This is a genomic window from Lysinibacillus sp. NPDC059133, assembly GCF_042755925.1.
In the GTDB taxonomy this organism is placed as follows: Bacteria; Bacillota; Bacilli; order Bacillales_A; family Planococcaceae; genus Lysinibacillus.
On sequence record NZ_JBHZDH010000060.1, the window covers coordinates 12,812 to 30,274 of the forward strand.

Annotated in this window: 16 protein-coding genes and 1 riboswitch; of the genes, 9 read left to right on the plus strand and 7 right to left on the minus strand. The window is 37.7% G+C overall.

The window, feature by feature from the left end:
- Window positions 1-151 precede the first annotated feature (151 nt).
- Together ACFXN8_RS22605 and ACFXN8_RS22610 are read left to right on the plus strand one after the other, a co-directional pair.
- Window positions 152-1,579, plus strand: a complete 1,428-nt coding sequence (locus ACFXN8_RS22605; RefSeq protein WP_376078592.1) for an o-succinylbenzoate--CoA ligase — start codon at window positions 152-154, stop codon at window positions 1,577-1,579.
- Between the two features lie 1,036 nt (window positions 1,580-2,615).
- Window positions 2,616-3,836, plus strand: coding sequence for a transglutaminase domain-containing protein (locus ACFXN8_RS22610; RefSeq protein WP_386847727.1), 1,221 nt, complete (start codon window positions 2,616-2,618; stop codon window positions 3,834-3,836).
- A 218-nt stretch (window positions 3,837-4,054) separates the two neighbouring features.
- Here ACFXN8_RS22610 and ACFXN8_RS22615 read toward each other — a convergent pair whose 3' ends face one another.
- From ACFXN8_RS22615 to ytzI, 4 genes are all read right to left on the minus strand, one after another.
- Window positions 4,055-5,047, minus strand: coding sequence for a metal ABC transporter solute-binding protein, Zn/Mn family (locus ACFXN8_RS22615; RefSeq protein ID WP_386847728.1), 993 nt, complete (start codon window positions 5,045-5,047; stop codon window positions 4,055-4,057).
- Window positions 5,048-5,155: 108 nt separating this feature from the next.
- Window positions 5,156-5,389 carry a membrane protein insertion efficiency factor YidD gene (yidD, locus tag ACFXN8_RS22620; protein WP_053485074.1) on the minus strand — a complete coding sequence of 78 codons (234 nt, stop codon included), beginning with the start codon at window positions 5,387-5,389 and terminating at the stop codon, window positions 5,156-5,158.
- A complete protein-coding gene (locus ACFXN8_RS22625) occupies window positions 5,386-5,547 on the minus strand; it encodes a hypothetical protein (RefSeq protein WP_370081999.1) in 162 nt (53 codons plus the stop codon). Before ACFXN8_RS22625 ends, yidD begins: the two co-directional genes overlap by 4 nt.
- A 70-nt stretch (window positions 5,548-5,617) precedes the next feature.
- Window positions 5,618-5,764 (minus strand): YtzI protein, encoded by a 147-nt coding sequence (gene ytzI / locus ACFXN8_RS22630; RefSeq protein ID WP_376078582.1) that lies wholly within the window; start codon window positions 5,762-5,764, stop codon window positions 5,618-5,620.
- 136 nt (window positions 5,765-5,900) lie between these two features.
- Between ytzI and ACFXN8_RS22635 the strand changes: the two genes are divergently transcribed.
- The 4 genes from ACFXN8_RS22635 to ACFXN8_RS22650 all read left to right on the plus strand — a co-directional run bounded on the left by ACFXN8_RS22635 (window position 5,901) and on the right by ACFXN8_RS22650 (window position 8,835).
- On the plus strand, window positions 5,901-6,218 hold the full coding sequence (locus ACFXN8_RS22635) for a transposase (RefSeq protein ID WP_376078580.1): 318 nt from the start codon (window positions 5,901-5,903) through the stop codon (window positions 6,216-6,218).
- A gap of 355 nt (window positions 6,219-6,573) precedes the next feature.
- Complete coding sequence (locus ACFXN8_RS22640; RefSeq protein ID WP_386847730.1) at window positions 6,574-7,038, plus strand: NUDIX domain-containing protein; 465 nt, start codon at window positions 6,574-6,576, stop codon at window positions 7,036-7,038.
- Window positions 7,022-7,798 (plus strand): alpha/beta hydrolase family protein, encoded by a 777-nt coding sequence (locus ACFXN8_RS22645; protein ID WP_386847740.1) that lies wholly within the window; start codon window positions 7,022-7,024, stop codon window positions 7,796-7,798. The genes ACFXN8_RS22640 and ACFXN8_RS22645 overlap by 17 nt, the downstream gene beginning before the upstream one ends.
- 83 nt (window positions 7,799-7,881) lie before the next feature.
- Entirely contained in the window at window positions 7,882-8,835 is a 954-nt protein-coding gene (locus ACFXN8_RS22650; protein ID WP_386847742.1) for an MBL fold metallo-hydrolase, read from the plus strand.
- A gap of 161 nt (window positions 8,836-8,996) precedes the next feature.
- Here ACFXN8_RS22650 and ACFXN8_RS22655 read toward each other — a convergent pair whose 3' ends face one another.
- On the minus strand, window positions 8,997-9,953 hold the full coding sequence (locus ACFXN8_RS22655; protein WP_386847732.1) for an alpha/beta hydrolase: 957 nt from the start codon (window positions 9,951-9,953) through the stop codon (window positions 8,997-8,999).
- A gap of 336 nt (window positions 9,954-10,289) precedes the next feature.
- Window positions 10,290-11,876 (minus strand): phosphoenolpyruvate carboxykinase (ATP), encoded by a 1,587-nt coding sequence (gene pckA / locus ACFXN8_RS22660; protein ID WP_386847734.1) that lies wholly within the window; start codon window positions 11,874-11,876, stop codon window positions 10,290-10,292.
- Between the two features lie 731 nt (window positions 11,877-12,607).
- Window positions 12,608-12,725: riboswitch (SAM riboswitch) on the plus strand.
- A gap of 301 nt (window positions 12,726-13,026) precedes the next feature.
- Here pckA and metK point away from each other — a divergent pair.
- The gene (metK, locus tag ACFXN8_RS22665) at window positions 13,027-14,223 is read left to right on the plus strand and encodes a methionine adenosyltransferase (protein WP_376077790.1); all 1,197 of its coding nucleotides are present in this window, start codon (window positions 13,027-13,029) and stop codon (window positions 14,221-14,223) included.
- Window positions 14,224-14,403: 180 nt separating this feature from the next.
- Here metK and ACFXN8_RS22670 read toward each other — a convergent pair whose 3' ends face one another.
- The gene (locus ACFXN8_RS22670) at window positions 14,404-14,925 is read right to left on the minus strand and encodes a gamma carbonic anhydrase (RefSeq protein WP_376077792.1); all 522 of its coding nucleotides are present in this window, start codon (window positions 14,923-14,925) and stop codon (window positions 14,404-14,406) included.
- Between the two features lie 136 nt (window positions 14,926-15,061).
- Between ACFXN8_RS22670 and ACFXN8_RS22675 the strand changes: the two genes are divergently transcribed.
- Window positions 15,062-15,868: an alpha/beta hydrolase gene (locus ACFXN8_RS22675; RefSeq protein ID WP_376077793.1), complete on the plus strand. Its 807-nt coding sequence runs from the start codon at window positions 15,062-15,064 to the stop codon at window positions 15,866-15,868.
- A gap of 126 nt (window positions 15,869-15,994) precedes the next feature.
- The coding region (locus ACFXN8_RS22680) for an alanine/glycine:cation symporter family protein (protein ID WP_386847738.1) at window positions 15,995-17,463 on the plus strand (1,469 nt) is incomplete at its 3' end.

Genomic DNA, 17,463 nt, shown 5'->3' on the forward strand with positions numbered 1-17,463 from the left:
GCTCGTATCCTAATGAGATACGAGCTTTTTGTATATCTAAACGGGTAAGACGGATAGACTTGGCAGAGTGACGGAACACCATGTCCTACTGACGGATAGATGCATAATACAATGAAACGGTAAGATTAAGGAAGATTGGAGGAATTATTAGATGTATCTGAATTGGGTTTTACAGCGAGCATATTTAACACCTTTACGAAACGGTTTAACATATAATGGGCAGACTTGGACATTTCAAGAGTTAAATGAGTTATCTTTAAAACGTGCTCGTCAACTTACAGCCCTAGATATTAAGCAAGGAGACCGTATTGCCATAATGGGGCCGAGTAAGCCTTCACTTGTCATTATGATGTACGCATGTATGCATTTACAATGTGAAATGGTCATGCTAAATCGTAGGCTAACACAGGATGAAATTGCTTACCAGCTAGAGGATTCAGAGGCTATGGCAGTATTAGTTGCCGATGAGGATATAGAAAAACTACCATCACATACGACTTATTATTTATTTTCTACTATAGAAAAAAGTACAGAAAAGGCTATTAATATTACGAAAGAATGGTCTTTAAATCAAACGACATCGATTATGTACACATCTGGTACGACTGGTTTTCCAAAGGGCGTATGTCAAACAGTAGGAAATCACCAAGCAAGTGCAACGGCCTCCGTTTTAAATATAGGTTTGCATGCGGATGATACTTGGTTATGTGCTGTACCACTTTTTCATATTAGCGGCTTTTCTATTTTAGTGCGTTCACTGTTGTATGGTAATAAAGTGCATTTATATGATCAATTTGATGCAGAAGCCATTTCCCAACATATAATGGATGGCGAGGTTACACATATGTCAGTAGTCGCTGTCACATTGGAACGAATTCTACATACTCTTGAACAGAACAATGCACAAGCCTCACCGAAATTTAAAATGATGCTAGCGGGTGGTGGACCTGTGCCAGTGGATTATTTAAAGAGAGCGCATGCATTAAATTTAGCTGTAGCTCAAACGTATGGTATGACTGAAACTTCGTCACAAACTGCAACATTAGCAAATGAAGATGCGATGCAAAAAATTGGTTCAGCGGGAAAACCATTATTTTTTAATCAAATTCGCATTGCTGAGCCGAATGACAATGGTGAAGGAGAAATTTGCATACGTGGTCCACATGTTACACCAGGGTACATTGGTCGTTTTGCCCAAAAAGATGCAACGTTTGATGGCTGGCTCCATACTGGGGATATTGGCTATATAGATGAAGAAGGTTATTTGTTTGTCATTGATCGTCGGGCTGATTTAATTATTTCAGGCGGTGAAAATATTTATCCTGCTGAAATTGAAAATGTGCTACTTACACATCCTGCTGTCAAGGAAGCGGGAGTATGCGGCATTGATGATGATGAGTGGGGACAGGTACCAATCGCCTTTGTTGTATTAAAAGAAGAAGCACAGGTAGAGCAAATACAAGCATTTTGTCAAAAGAAGCTTGCGAAATATAAAATACCAAAAGAAATTATTGTTACGGACGAGCTCCCACGAAACGGCGCCAATAAGCTACTTCGTAGAAAATTAATGAAGGAATAACAAAATGATTATGAATGTTTAGGCGCTTAAATGAGAGAGATTTCCGTTGCAGGCTACTCGTTTTGTCGCTGACGCTTCGCTTTCGCGCAGAGCAGAGCTTCCTGTGGGCGAGCGTCGAGCCGCTTCCTTCGCTGTTGTTACTGCCGCTTCGCTTTCGTACAGAAAACATCCGCTCCGTGCAGGGTCTCGCCTGTCTCGCTTTCCCACGGGAGTCGAGTAGCCTTCCACTCCAATCACTGATAGCGTAGTATTTTTAATTTGTGCAATTAAGAATGAACGCTATGATAAAGTAAAGGGATTCACGCACAGTTTTGTGTGTGAATCCTTTTTGCTCTTCGGAAGGTGGATGTCGATAAAATTCAGAAGTTGGTAGATAAAACGTGAAAGTTGGTAGATAAAATTCAGAAGTTGGTAGATAAAACGTGAAAGTTGGTAGATAAAATTCAGAAGTTGGTAGATAAAACGTGAAAGTTGGTAGATAAAATTTAAAAGTTGGGCAATAACTCCTGAAAAGGTCCCGCTCAAACTAAAAAGTTGGATGTCATTTTGTTAAAACGTATGTCATGCGGATAAGTTGATCTTCGTTACGACTGGGCGACTCCTCGGGGATCAGCGTCACAGATAAGACCCTGCAGCGAAGCGAAGCGGCAGCAACAAATATTTTCTGTAGCGAAAGCAAAGCGACAGCAACAAATGTTTTCTGTAGCGAAAGCAAAGCGACAGCTACAAATGTTTTCTGTAGCGAAAGCAAAAGCGACAGCTACAAATGTTTTATCTGTGCGAAAGCGAAGCGGCAGCAACAAAGCGCCTAGCCGGAACGGAAATCAACCCCTCGTTTTGCAGAACAGCCATACTTTCATTTATTTCAACTAAAAAATAGTTTTTTTCAACACTATAAAAGGAAGCCTTCATTTATAAGAAGGCTTCTTTTATTCGTTTTAAGAGTCATTTTAGTAAATTCTTAGGATTAAATTAATCATTCATTAACATAATAAGAAATGACAGGCATAAACTAGAGTAAAGGAGAATGACTCATATGAGAAAATATATATATAATGTTGTCATTATATTATTTGTTCTACAAATGAGTCATGTGCAAGTATTCGCAAACTATGAACAAAAGAACATTGCAACTGCCAATTCAATAGAATCACTACAATATCAAATTCAACAACAAGTCATGCAATTAACTACTGAATTTGACATTCATTATACTGGTAATACGACGGAAATAAAAGATGAACTATCAGAGCTTATTAAATATGCTATTCAAGATCCATATATTTACGCCAATATTTCTAGTTTTAAATGGAAATATGATGGCTATACCAATAATATTGTCATTAGATTTGAGTTTACCTATCATCTTTCACAGGAAGAGGAAGTGTTTGTAGAACAGACTTTGACGAATATTATTGCACCCATGCATGGATTAAGTGAATTGCAAAAAATACAAGCTGCACATGATTTTATCGTCCTATCTGCTGAATATTCAAAGGAAACCGAAGGAAGTCCATATTCTCCCTACACATTGCTTACGGAAAAAAAGGGGGTTTGTCAGGCATATGCTCTAGTGCTCTATCGAATGCTAGAGATGCAAGGCTTTGAGGTACAATATGTGCCAGGAAAAGTAGGGGAACAGCTACACGCCTGGGTCTTGGTAAAGCTTGATAATGCATGGTATCATATCGACGTTACCTGGGATGATCCGTTGCCTGATCGTAAGGGTGAGGTCCGTTATAATTATTTTTTAGTGTCTGATCGCCAATTAGCTAAGGATCACTCTTGGGACTATACGAGTTTCCCAGCTGCTACAAGCGAAGCCTATATCGATTTACAAAAGACAAGTAAGAGTGAAGTTCTTACAAAACCAATCATGGATAATCAGTTTACCTTTGATAAAGGGCTGTCCGTTTTAAGTAAAAATAAACAAATAGTAAAGCCATTAATAGAACAGCAGCTTACAGTGCTTTTGAAAGGTCATAAAAGCGATAAGAGTGTTCAGGTACATCTTAATGAATGGGAACCAATCATTTTAGAAAGTAATATAGCCCAAGTAAAGGCGAATCGAAAGATAATACAAAATGCTGTCGATAAGAAAAAAGGGCTAATTAGTATTTATAGAGCGGAAAAACGAATGCCACAAGAAAAGTACGTCATAATAAAGGAGGTGTCCCATATGATTTTCGGGGCACCTCCTTGTTCATTTATTTGTGATCGTTTAACTTCTTTCAGCGGGTGTCCAAACACCCACTGAAAGAAGTTAAAGCCTCCGGCGGATGTCACGGAATCGGAAAGGAGTGCATAAAGGATGTTAGCCTAAAATCATCGCATCCATGCGATAACGGCTAACTGACCTGCATCGGTGCTGTTGCTGTCGCTTTGCTTTCGCACAGATGAAAACCTTTTGCTGCCGCTACGCTTTCGCGCAAAAAACATCTGCAGGACTAAGCACAAAGCCGATTCCGGACGCAATTATTCCGAGGAATAATTGATTGCAGTATTTAAAGTTTTAATATTTCTCTTCATAAGGGTGAAGTATGTTTCATTTTTCTTCACATCATCTGTTGTTAAAACGCTTAAATTATGCAAGACAAGAGACTCTGCTCCGACCTCTTTTTGGATAACCTCGGCTAGTTTAGAAGAGACATTTTGCTCGAATAAAATGTAGTGAATATGCAAATCATTTGCTTTATCAACAATCGCCGTAAGTTCTTTTTGAGAAGGCTCATTTTGTGAGTTTAAACCGGCTATTGGAACTTGCTTTAAGCCGTACTGTCCTGCGATATAGCCAAATGCTGCATGTGATACGAAGAACGTTTTCTCTTGAGCTTTATCAGCCATTGCTTTAAATTCGTTGTCTAAATCTTGTAGTTCTTTTACCAATGCCTCGTAGTTAGCTGTAAATGTGGCTTCTTGTTCTGGCATTTTTTCAACTAGAGTGTTTTTAATGGAAAGTGCTAAGTCTTGACTGATCGTTGGTGATAGCCAAACATGTGGATCTACATTACCGTGATCATGATCATCGTGTCCATCTTCATGATCATGATGTGCTTCCTCTTCATCATCATGTGTGTGACCTGTACTCATAGCTAATTTTTCATCTGAAACCTGATCTGCTGTTGCCACCATTGTTACATCTTCATTAGCTAGAGTCTTTTTGGCATTTTCAACAAAGCCTTCTAGTCCTAAGCCGATATAGAAAAATACATCAGCATCTGCTAATTTCATCATATCTTTTTGTGTTGGCTCAAATGTGTGTTCGTTAGCGCCAGCAGGATAAATAGAAGAAACCTCTACAAAATCGCCACCAATTCGTTGTGCAAAATAACTTAATGGATAGACAGTCGTGTAAATTGTTAATTTATCCTTTGTTTCTGACTGTTTGGAAGTAGCTGATTTATTCCCACAGGCAGCAGTGAATAGGGCAAGAACTGCAACTAAAAATAACAAAAATACTTTTTTCATCTTATAGCATACCTCTTTCAAATAGTAACCATTACGATTTATTTTTTGGAACAGTTCCTATAATAACGCACATCTGAAAAAAGCACAAGAAAAAATGACCCTCGAAAATTAATTCTTTTTCGAAGGCCATTTTTCAGGTACTGGATCAAAGCCACCTGGATGGAATGGCTGGCATTTTGATATACGTTTAATCGTTAAATAGAATCCTTTAATGGCACCGTGTTTTTGAAAAGCTTCAAGTCCATAGGAGGAGCATGTAGGATGGAAGCGACAGGATGGCGGTGTCATGGGTGATATAAATTTTCTGTAAAACTTAATGAGCCATATAAAGGGATATTTCATATTTTCTTGTCCTCTTGTTGAGCGTTAATTTGTTTAGGCTTAGCATCGATAGTTTGTGTAAAGAAATTGCCTTTTTTCTTCAACAGGACTATGACAGAAACGCCAAACATAAGCATCATCATTGCGATCATAATGATTATTGGTAATGGTACTCCCATTGCGTTCACTCCAAATTCTATTTGTTAATAGTATTATAAAAGAATTTCATAAAAAAATGTATAAATTGAACTAGTCATTATCTTGATGAAATCTTTGCTGAGGTTTTTCATCAACTGTATGTTTAAAAGCATACGCACGGTTGACACTAATAATAGTCGCGACCGTTACTAAAATAACGATGATTGCTCCTACAATTAAGAGTGTGATTAAACTCATGGCATTCACTCCGTTCCTTATTCCTTTCTTTCTATTATAAATTAGATTATCTAACTTAGTTGTGAAGTAAGTTTGACATTCCAGCGAATAAAACGACTCGTTTACCTCCATACTATGGAAAAAGGAGTGTTTTAAGATGGAACGTCAGCGTGTATATTTTTCACTTGCCAATAGAACATATTATACAAATCCATATGCAGGACAGTGGAACTTTGAACTCAACATAGATCGCCAAGCATTAGATGTCTTTGAAAAGATTTTTCAGCAAATGCAGATGTTAGAAATTGCGAATGCATGGCGTGCGCAATTGCCATATATACAGTATCATCTTGATAGAGAAAATGATGAAATTGATTTACGATTAAAAAAAATCTATGCACTTGTTCATGAGTATGGAGATGCGGATACGAAGGCATTTGTGGAACAGCTTCCATATTTCAATAAACGTGTCTAAAGATAGGGTCACTGAAAAACATCAGTGACTCTTTTTTATATTGATGAAAGCTATTTTCTCTTGACGGATTAACCATTGTCATAAGAGAAGAGTTCATGTTTTGAGCGCTAGTAGATAGGAGTAAAAAAATTCCGATTTGTGGCACTGTTATTGTTCGCGATCGAATGAACATAGTATTAGATGTGGTATTACTTCTTGTTAAAAAGACGTCTATCGCACCGCTTAATGGAAGTTAATATTAGTGATTTTATTTGTTGATTATAGATACATGAATACACTATAGTGAAATAAAAGATTATCACCGTAACGCTGATTCGACTCAGTGTATGAAATAGAGAAAAAGGAGTTGAAGAGCATGTTTACATTTACAGATTTAAATGGTTTACAAGTGGATTTAAGTTTTAAAAGAGGCGAATTGGCCATTGAGCCTAAGCATGTACTTGTTTTATTAAAGCATGAAAATAAGTGGTTATGTACAATTCATAAACGCCGTGGTGTAGAGGTTCCGGGTGGAAAGCAAGAACCTGGCGAAACATTGGAGCAGGCAGCAATTAGGGAAGTATTCGAGGAGACTGGTGTTCATGTAAAAAACCTTAGATGGTTTGCTGAATACGCCGTTCATGATGACATCTTATTTTGTAAAACGGTCTTTACTGCACAGTTTGCGGGGCAGGAGGACGTTGATTTTGATTTAGAAACTTCAGGAATGACTTGGCTAACAGATGAAGAATTTACTAATCATCCAAATTTAAGCTTTCATATGAAGGATGAAGGTATGCAGAAAATGCTGGAGGAGTTGAAGCATTATGACCAATGGTAAGATCGTTGGAAAACGTCCTTATCCTTCGCCTAATCCAGCTATTCGTTTAACGGAAATCACGTATATGTCACAGGGTATACGTGTGAAAGGATTACTAGCGGAGCCTAAGGCAGAAGGTACATATGATGGCTTTTTATATTTGCGGGGAGGCATGCAAAGCATTGGCATGGTTAGACCTTCGCGTGTCGCACAGTTTGCAGCTCAAGGCTTTATTGTTTTTGCTCCATATTACCGTGGTAATCGAGGTGGAGAAGGTCGAGATGAGTTTGCAGGAGCTGATCGTTATGATGCTGTATATGCAGTAGACGTGCTAAAACAGTTCTGTAATGATAATATCCATGTCTTTGGCTTTTCACGTGGTGGTATTATGGCACTTTGGACTGCAATCTTGCGTAGAGATATTACCTCTATTGTGACATGGGCCGGAGTATCTGATGCAACAGCTACATATTGGGAGCGAACAGATATGCGCCGGATGATGAAGCGTGTTATTGGAGGGACGCCTAATCGTGTACCAGAGGCTTATGATGCTCGAACACCTCTATTTGAGATAGAGCACATTACAGCTCCAGTACTTATTATTCATGGCTATCGTGATGAAAATGTAGATATTGAACATGCAAGACAGTTAGAATTTTATTTGAAGGATGCCAATAAAACATTTGAAACATGGTATGATCTTCGCTATGCTCATCAGTATCCACCGGTCAAAAATAGAGAAACAGTACATGCACTTTGCGAGTGGATGAAACGCCAATAAAATATTATGTTTTGAGAGGAGAGTATTGTTTGAAATACATAATAAGTAAAAGGCGCAAGATTATTATTGTAGGATTAGGATTGATGATAATCGCTTCCACTTTTGTTTATTATAAGTTTTTAACACCTTCAGCAGATATTCAACAATACAAGGAATATTACGCTCCAGAAACAAAGCAAAAAGCATTAAATCAAGATCGGATAAAGGTCACGTTTTTAGGAACATCATCTTTATTATTTGATGATGGCAGCACACAAATAATGATTGATGGTTTTATTTCTAGGCCGCCCTTATTAAAAATGTTGCCTTTTAGTACTGTAAAAACTGATGCAAATGCTGTAAATAAAGCCTTTAAGAAAATAGGAATTGATAATAATAAGCTCCGGGGATTGTTTATCGCTCATACACATTATGATCATGCGTTAGATTTAGCTTATATCGCTAAACAAACTGGGACGCATGTATACGGTTCAGAATCAGCAATTAATATAGGACTTGGTAATGGTATAAATATGAAACAGATGTCTGTATACGAAGTAAATACAGCTATGCAGTTTGGTGATTTTACTGTTACTGTCCTTCAATCGAAGCATTCACCAACCTTTGACGAAGGAGTAAAAATAAAAGAGCCACTTAAACAACCAGCAAAAGCTCTAGATTATCATGAAGATTCTTCATACGATTTCTTGATTACGCATCACAATAAAACATTCTTTGTTAAACCAAGAGCTAATTATATAGAAGGGGCATTAGATGACATTCATGCTGATGTTTTATTTTTAGGAATAGGAGTATTAGGAGCTCAAGATCAAGATTTTCAAAATATGTATTATGAGCAAACCGTGCAGAAAATACAACCAAAACTTATTATTCCAATACATTGGGACAACTTCAACAAACCTTTAACAGATGCTCTTGAAGCATTGCCTAAATTTGCAGATAACACAAAAAAAGGATTAGATTTTATCATTCAGAGGACAAAAGCAGATAGAATTGATTTACAAATACTTCAAGGTTTCCAAAGCATTTATTTCTAAAAATTGCAGGGGAATGGATACAAATTTCATTTAGAGAGTTTACTCCATTTTGATTAACTCTTTTTCAAAATGGAGTTTTTTTGTTCGAAAACTGCTCGGGTAGACCTAAAAAACCGTTCAGGTGCTTTATGACAGGCACCTGAACGGTAGAAAAAAGACATTTACTCTACATATTTTGCTAAAAAGTTATTAATAGTTTCCCAATAAGAGTCACCAGCAACGCTTTCTGCACCACCATGTCCAGCACCTTCAACAATAAATTTCTCCTTCGGTACATTGGCAGCTTCATATACTTCATCTAGCATATCAGATGGAACAAATGTATCATTACTTCCATGAATGAATAGCATCGGTGTTTTCGATTTTGCTACTTGCTTGACGCTATCAGCTTCACCAAGTGTAAAGTCAGCTCTTAACTTCGTAACAATTGAAGAAAAGTGCATAATAGGAAATTCAGGTAAATTGAAGATTTCTTGCAATTGATAGGAGAATTCATCCCAAACTGAGGAATAACCGCAATCCGCAATAATAGCCTTAACATTGCTAGGTAGATCCTCTCCTGAGGCCATCATTACTGTAGCGCCTCCCATGGAAACACCATACAAAACAATTTCAGCGTTGTTATCAGAACTGATAACATTATTAATCCAAGAGACTACATCAAGTCGATCGTGCCAACCCATACCGATATAGTCACCCTCACTTTTTCCATGAGCCCTTGCATCAGGTACGAGAACATTATAGCCGGCATCATAAAAATGCTTAGCATACTTTGTCATTTGTGAACCTTCAGATGAATATCCATGGAAAACAATTGCCCATTTATTTGTTTCGTTTGTATTTTTTAGCGTATAGGCATGTAATTTCAAATTATCGAAAGACTGTATATAAGAGTCCTTGTAATTCTCTTTAAACCACTTCTCACTCTCTTCTTTTTCTTTAGAATCCTTAGGAATAACCGCAATAGAATTGTGCGGAGCATTAAACACATCTGATTTATCAGTATTAGGATTTAAGGCGAAGTTATAAAAATAATTCCCTGCAAAAAATCCAGCCACAACAAACAAGACTAATAGAAGACTGACAATGGTAATAATCACTTTATACTTTCTTTTCATATATTTCCCCCTAAAACTACTATTATGAATTATACACAAAGTTACTAATATGAAAAGTAGAATTTTCTAATAGGGGAATATAAAAAAGGGAACGACCTTAATTGTTCCCTTTGCATGTTGTTGAAATACATGAAATTAAGGTGTCTTAAAGTATGGCTCTTCGGCAAAACGAGGGAGTTGATTTCCGTTCCGACTGTAGCTCACAGGAAAGCGAGTAACATGGAATGGAAATCACCCTCATTTAAAGCTCCAAAACATTCTCAAAGATTTGCTTGACCATTTTGTTTTTCAACACAAAAAAGGGAACGACTGAAATCGTTCCCTTTGCTTAATGAATTATTTTAATGGACCGCCAAGTTTAGTGATAGCTTCAGAAACATTTGAGAATTTCTTGAAGTTATCGTTGAATAAACCAGCAAGTTCAGCAGCTTTTTTATCATAAGCAGCTTTGTCTGCCCATGCATCACGAGGATTAAGCACTTCTGTTGGTACACCTTCAATAGAAGTTGGAATGTTTAAACCGAATACTGAATCTTGAATTGTTTCAACATTAGCTAATTTGCCATCAATTGCAGCACGTACCATTGCACGAGTGTAAGAAAGCTTCATACGGCTACCAGTACCATATTCGCCACCAGTCCAACCAGTGTTCACTAAGAATACTTGTGCACCGTTCTCGTCAATTTTTTGACCTAACATTTCAGCATAAACTGTTGCTGGAAGTGGAAGGAATGGAGAACCGAAGCAAGTTGAGAATACTGGTTCTGGCTCTGTTACACCACGTTCTGTACCAGCAAGTTTAGATGTGAAACCGCTTAGGAAGTGGTACATTGCTTGCTCTTTTGTTAATTTACTGACTGGAGGTAATACACCAAATGCATCAGCTGTTAAGAAGATGATTGTTTTTGGGTGACCTGCAACCGATGGATCAACAATATTTTCAATGTATTGAATTGGATAAGCTACACGTGTATTTTCTGTTAATGAACCATCATCATAGTCACAAACTCGAGTTTCTGGATCAACAGCTACGTTTTCTAGAACAGAACCGAAGCGGATTGCGTTGTAGATTTCTGGTTCTTTTTCAGCAGAAAGGTTAATTGTTTTTGCATAGCAACCGCCCTCAATGTTGAATACACCATTATCAGACCAACCGTGTTCATCGTCACCGATAAGCTTACGGTCAGGATCAGCTGATAAAGTAGTTTTACCAGTGCCAGATAAACCGAAGAATAATGCAACATCACCAGCTTCACCAACGTTTGCTGAGCAGTGCATTGAAAGGATGCCTTGTTGTGGTAATAAGTAGTTCATAATACCGAAAATAGATTTTTTGATTTCACCAGCGTATTCAGTACCACCGATTAGGATAATTTTCTTTTCAAGTGATACAATGATGAAAGTTTCAGAGGCTGTGCCATCAACAGCAGGGTCTGCTTTAAAGTTAGGAGCTGAGATAACCGTGAAGTCAGCAACATGAGAAGCTAATTCTTCTGCAGTTGGACGGATAAATAATTGATGAGCGAAAAGATTGTGCCAAGCATATTCATTGATTACTTGGATGCTTAATTGTGAATCTTTGTCAGCACCAGCAAAGCCTTTGAATACGAATAATTCGTCACGTTCTTTTAAATATTTTACTACTTTTACATATAAGTTATCGAACACTTCAGAAGAAATTGGTCGGTTAACTTTGCCCCAGTCAATTTTATCCTTTGTGCTATCTTCTTCTACCGTATATTTATCTTTAGGTGAACGACCAGTGTATTTGCCAGTTTCTGCACGAACTGCGCCATCTACTGTTAACATAGCTTCACCACGAGAAGTAGCCTTTTCAGCTAATTGTGGTACTGAAAGTTGAACATTAATGTTACCGCCGCTTAATAATTCCTTCAGTTCGTTTGCAATTTCTACTGAATTCATCGATTAAATACCATCCTTTTTTATAGTATTCCCTAGAGTTTGAGGGAGATTTTCTTAATTTCAAAAATAGTATAACACAATTGCTTAAATAATCTATACTAATTCAGAAATTATTTTTCAGATTTTATTACTTTTCAAGAAAACGACAAAAAGTAAATTGATTCGTTTTGATAATGCTTTTTACCCTATATAATAAGTGATCAAACAATCACTTTCGACACAGCAAAATTGTGTTTAGAAGCTTTTGGCTAACATGAGGTTCGCACAGGATGTGAAGTTTTTAGCTTGGTTTTTATTAGTTGGAGCTTGTCTTCGGCTGAAAAGGGGCTACAATCATATTCATCCACCACATGTTCTGTAGCTGACGCTTTGCTTTCGCTACAAAATGTGCTGTAAAGGGTTACACATATGTTAACACATGATGGGAGGTGGAGAATAGGGATTATTTTGTTTCAATTTACAGCATAATCCAAATTAGTTTCTTTATAATCCCGCACTTTCTTTATATAAATACAATCAATTATGCCGATTCCGGGATATCTGCCGGAAGCTTTAGGCCAACAATTGTTTTTTGCGCGAAAGCGTAGTGCTAACGCTTCGCTTTCGCACAGGACGTGGCGTTCTTATACTGAGTTCCTCTATTTCATCGGGTGTTTGGACATTAGCTGAAAGAGGTTAAAAATATTTGACAACGTTCGACCTTTTACGTATTATGAGATATTGAACGGATACTCTTATCCCGAGCTGGTGGAGGGTCAGGCCCTATGAAACCCGGCAACCTGCATGAACCATTTCACACATGCGCTGGTGCCAACCTGATGCAAGGGGAAACCCCTTGAACGATAAGAGTGAAAGGTTACGAAGTCATTATTCCTTTCCTCATGTTAAGTAAGCGTGAGAAAAGGATTTTTTTATTGTTAAAAACGAATGTAAAGGTAAGTATATAGTCCTTTCCTTATTATAATGACGGATCTTTCGAAATCTCGTGTTAAAAGCAACAGTTGTTTATTTGTGCGAAAGCGTAGTGCAACGTAGCGACAGCCACAACAACGGCTTAAGAGTTCAATCTATAGGAGCGGGCTTGACATGGGTAATGAGTACCGTATTAATTCGCAAGTATTATTTGTTAAAGTAATAGGAGGAAAACCAAATGACAAAACGTCGACTGTTTACATCAGAGAGTGTTACTGAAGGACATCCAGACAAAATTTGTGATCAAATCTCGGATGCCATTTTAGATGCTATTTTAGCAGAAGATCCAAACGCACGTGTAGCGTGTGAAACAACAGTAACAACTGGCTTAGTATTAGTAGCAGGAGAAATTACTACTTCTACTTATGTAGATATTAAAGGTATCGTTCGTGATACTGTAGCAGAAATCGGTTATACACGTGGGAAATATGGCTTTGATGCTGAAAACCTAGCAGTACTTGTTGCTATTGGTGAGCAATCACCTGATATTGCTCAAGGTGTTGACCAAGCATTAGAGGCGCGTGAAGGCTCTATGACAGACGCTGACATTGAAGCAATTGGCGCAGGTGACCAAGGTTTAATGTTCGGTTATGCATGTAACGAAACACCAGAGCTTATGCCATTACCAATTAGTTTAGCGCATAAATTGGCTCGTCGTTTAACGGAAGTACGTAAATCTGGTGAACTAGCATATTTACGTCCAGACGGAAAAACACAAGTAACAATTGAGTATGATGAAAACAATGTACCAGTGCGCGTTGATACGATTGTCATTTCTACACAGCATGACGAAGAAGCTACACTTGAGCAAATTCAAGCAGACTTAAAAGAATTCGTTATTGCCCCAGTTGTTCCAAGTGAATTATTAGATGCTGAGACGAAATATTTCATCAACCCAACTGGCCGATTCGTAATTGGTGGTCCAAAAGGAGATGCTGGTCTAACTGGACGCAAAATCATCGTTGATACATACGGTGGCTATGCACGTCATGGTGGTGGTGCTTTCTCTGGTAAGGATGCAACTAAGGTAGACCGTTCTGCGGCATATGCAGCACGCTATGTGGCAAAAAATATCGTAGCAGCTGGTTTAGCAGATCGAGCTGAAGTACAACTAGCTTATGCGATTGGTGTTGCTCAACCTGTATCAATTGCTGTTGATACATTTGGGACAGGAAAAGTTACGGAAAGTGAAATTGTAAAATGGGTACGTGAGCTATTTGACCTACGCCCAGCGGGGATTATTAAAATGCTTAATCTTCGTCGTCCAATTTATAAGCAAACTGCAGCATATGGTCACTTCGGTCGTACAGACTTAAATGTACCTTGGGAACAAACAGACAAAGCTGACGCATTAAAAGAAAAAGCAGGTTTATAAACTATTCAGCTAAAGCAATAAAGTGGCTGAAAAAATATTTTAAGATACTATTACAGAAAGGGGCTCAATATCTAATGCCCCTTTCGCTGTTTTTAACGAAAAAAATAAGCTCCTACTCATAATCGTGTATGGCTCGGTTGTCCAAGGAAACGCGGAGCTGCTTTGATGTAGTTGAAATAACTATTTATTTTTTGGTTGAAGAGATTTATAGTATTGACCTTTTTCTACATATTCACGTATGATGCGTTCCATATCTTCTTTATCTTCATCATTTAATTCTCTTACAACTTTTGCGGGACGCCCTAATGCTAAGCTATTTGGAGGAATGACTTTGCCTGGAGGTACAAGACTACCCGCCCCAATGAATGCACCCTCTCCAATCTCCGCTCCGTCTAATACTATAGAGCCCATACCTATTAAGGCTTTTTTACGAATCGTACAGCTATGTAAAGTTACTTGATGTCCGACTGTTACTTCATCTTCAATAATTAGTGGATATTTAGGGCTTTGATGTAAGCAACAGAGATCTTGAATACTAACCCTTTTTCCGATAATTGTCGGTGATACATCCCCTCGAATAACGGTGTTAAACCAAATGGTTGTTTCAGCACCTATTGTAACGTCGCCAGTAACGGTTGCATAATCGGCAATAAATACAGACGGATCGATATTGGGTGTTTTACCTTTAAATGGATAGATCATGAGAATCGCCTCTTTTCTTTCTATGATGTAATATTATCGTATCAAATACGCAACTTGATGGAAATATTAAATTAAAATGAGCTAGATATTTCGTTATAATCATTGTGTAATTATTTTTTTAGGAGGACTATGTAAAATGTGGAAATGGGAAGCTGATGGACAAGCAAAGGCTGTGGTTGCTATTCTTCATGGTGCATATGAAAATCACCGCTGGTATGCATGGCTAATAGAAAAACTAAGATTGGAAGGCTTCCACATAGTCATGGGGGATTTACCTAATCATGGAGTAAATACAGGGTTTTCAAGTGTTCACGATGAAGATTTTAAAGAATACAACAAATATACAAGGCATTTAATGGAGAATGCTTTTTCGTATAATTTACCTGTCTTTTTAATAGGACATGGGCTTGGCGCGACACTATTGCTACATACCGTGCAAAAACGAAAATATGAATGCGCAGGGATTATTTTAACTTCACCTTGGCTTCATTTAAAGCTATTGCCAGGTAAACTATCAAATGCTTTAACTAGTTTAAGTGCCCTGACTGCGAATGTGAAGCTGACCCATGAAATTACTTTAGAATCATTAACGCGCAGTGTAGAAGGTAGAGATGAGATGAAGGATGAGGTTCCTTTTTCGTCCGTTGTTTCAGTGAAATGGTATCGAGAGCTACAACAAATGATGCGTAATTTAGTGTTATTGCCTAAGGCTGAATTCCCTAATATGCCGATGTTAGTTATGACAGCTGAAAAAGATAAAATTACTGAAACTAAACAAACACGTAATTGGCTTCATCAGATGGAATTTACAGAGTTTCAATTCAAAGAATGGGCAAACTGTTATCATAATCTATTTCATGAAGTAGAGCGTGACGAGATTTTTGTTTATATACGTGATTTTATTAATAATGCTCTTCGAAGAATTGGCTATATAATTAAGTAGTAAATGACCCTCCAATTAACTAGAAAATTACTAACTTTTTGTTACTCGAATATAATGTTGTAATTTTCTGAAAAGTGTAATACTATAATGTCTTGAAGTTACATTTTTTCAAATTGGAGGGGTAAAATGGAAACAATCGTTGGGAAAATTAATGAAATCTTATGGGGACCGTGGTTTATTTATGGTATTTTGCTAATTGGGCTCTTCTTTTCAATCATTACACGGTTCCTACAAGTCAGGCATATTAAAGATATGTTTGTTTTAATGTTTAAAGGCGAAAAATCGGATAAGGGGATTTCATCATTCCAAGCGATGTCTATCGCATTATCTGGTCGAGTAGGAACAGGTAATATTGCCGGTACTGCTACAGCAATCGGGATGGGGGGACCTGGTGCTGTTTTTTGGATGTGGGCAATCGCCTTTATCGGTGCAGCAACTGCTTACGTTGAGTCGACGTTGGCTCAAATTTATAAAGAAGAGAAAGATACAGAATATCGTGGTGGTCCAGCTTTTTACATAGAAAAAGGGATGGGGCAAAAGTGGTTTGCAGTTATTTTTGCTGTTGCCGCATTAGTTGCCATGTTAATATTGATGCCGGGTGTTCAATCGAATGCAATTGCGACAGCAGTTGAAAACGCTTTCGATGTTAAGACTTGGATTACAGGACTTATTATTGTCGTATTATTAGGTACTATTATTATCGGTGGGGTGAAATGGATTGCCAATGCTGCACAGATTATTGTACCGTTTATGGCATTAGCCTATATTCTGATGGCCATCGTCATAATTTCAATGAATATTAAAGAGGTACCAGCTGTATTTTCATTAATTTTTTCTAGCGCATTTGGTGCGCATGAAATCTTTGGTGGTGTTATTGGCTCTGCTATTGCATGGGGTGTTAAACGTGGAATTTATTCAAATGAAGCAGGTCAAGGAACAGGTGCGCATCCGGCAGCGGCAGCAGAAGTATCACACCCTGCTAAACAAGGTATCGTTCAAGCAGCTTCAGTGTATATTGATACTCTATTAATCTGTTCAGCTACAGCATTCATGATTTTATTTACCGGTATGTATAATGTACACGATGAAAAAGCTGCAGAGCGCGCTGATTCATATGTTTATGTTGGTGATTTCAATAAAGGTGGATTAACTGGTGAAGAACAAATGACGTTTGCGAAAAGTATTAAAGAAGGTGCAGCATACACACAATATGCGGTTGATTCTTCACTACCAGGTTTTGGTGGACCATTCGTAGCGATTGCATTATTCTTCTTTGCTTTTACGACGATTATGGCATACTACTATATTGCTGAAACAAATGTAGCTTATTTATTCTCAGGAACTACAGAAAAAGTCGTCATTTGGTTGGCGAAATTTGCAATTTTAATTGCAGCGTTCTACGGTACTATACGTACTTCTGACCTTGCTTGGGCTATGGGGGATGTTGGACTTGGCCTAATGGTTTGGATTAACGTTTTAGCGATTTTAATTATTATGAAGCCTGCTATAGTCGCATTAAAGGACTATGAGAAGCAGAAAAAAGAAGGAAAAGATCCAGTTTTTGATCCTCGTAAACTAGGAATTAAAGGTGCGGA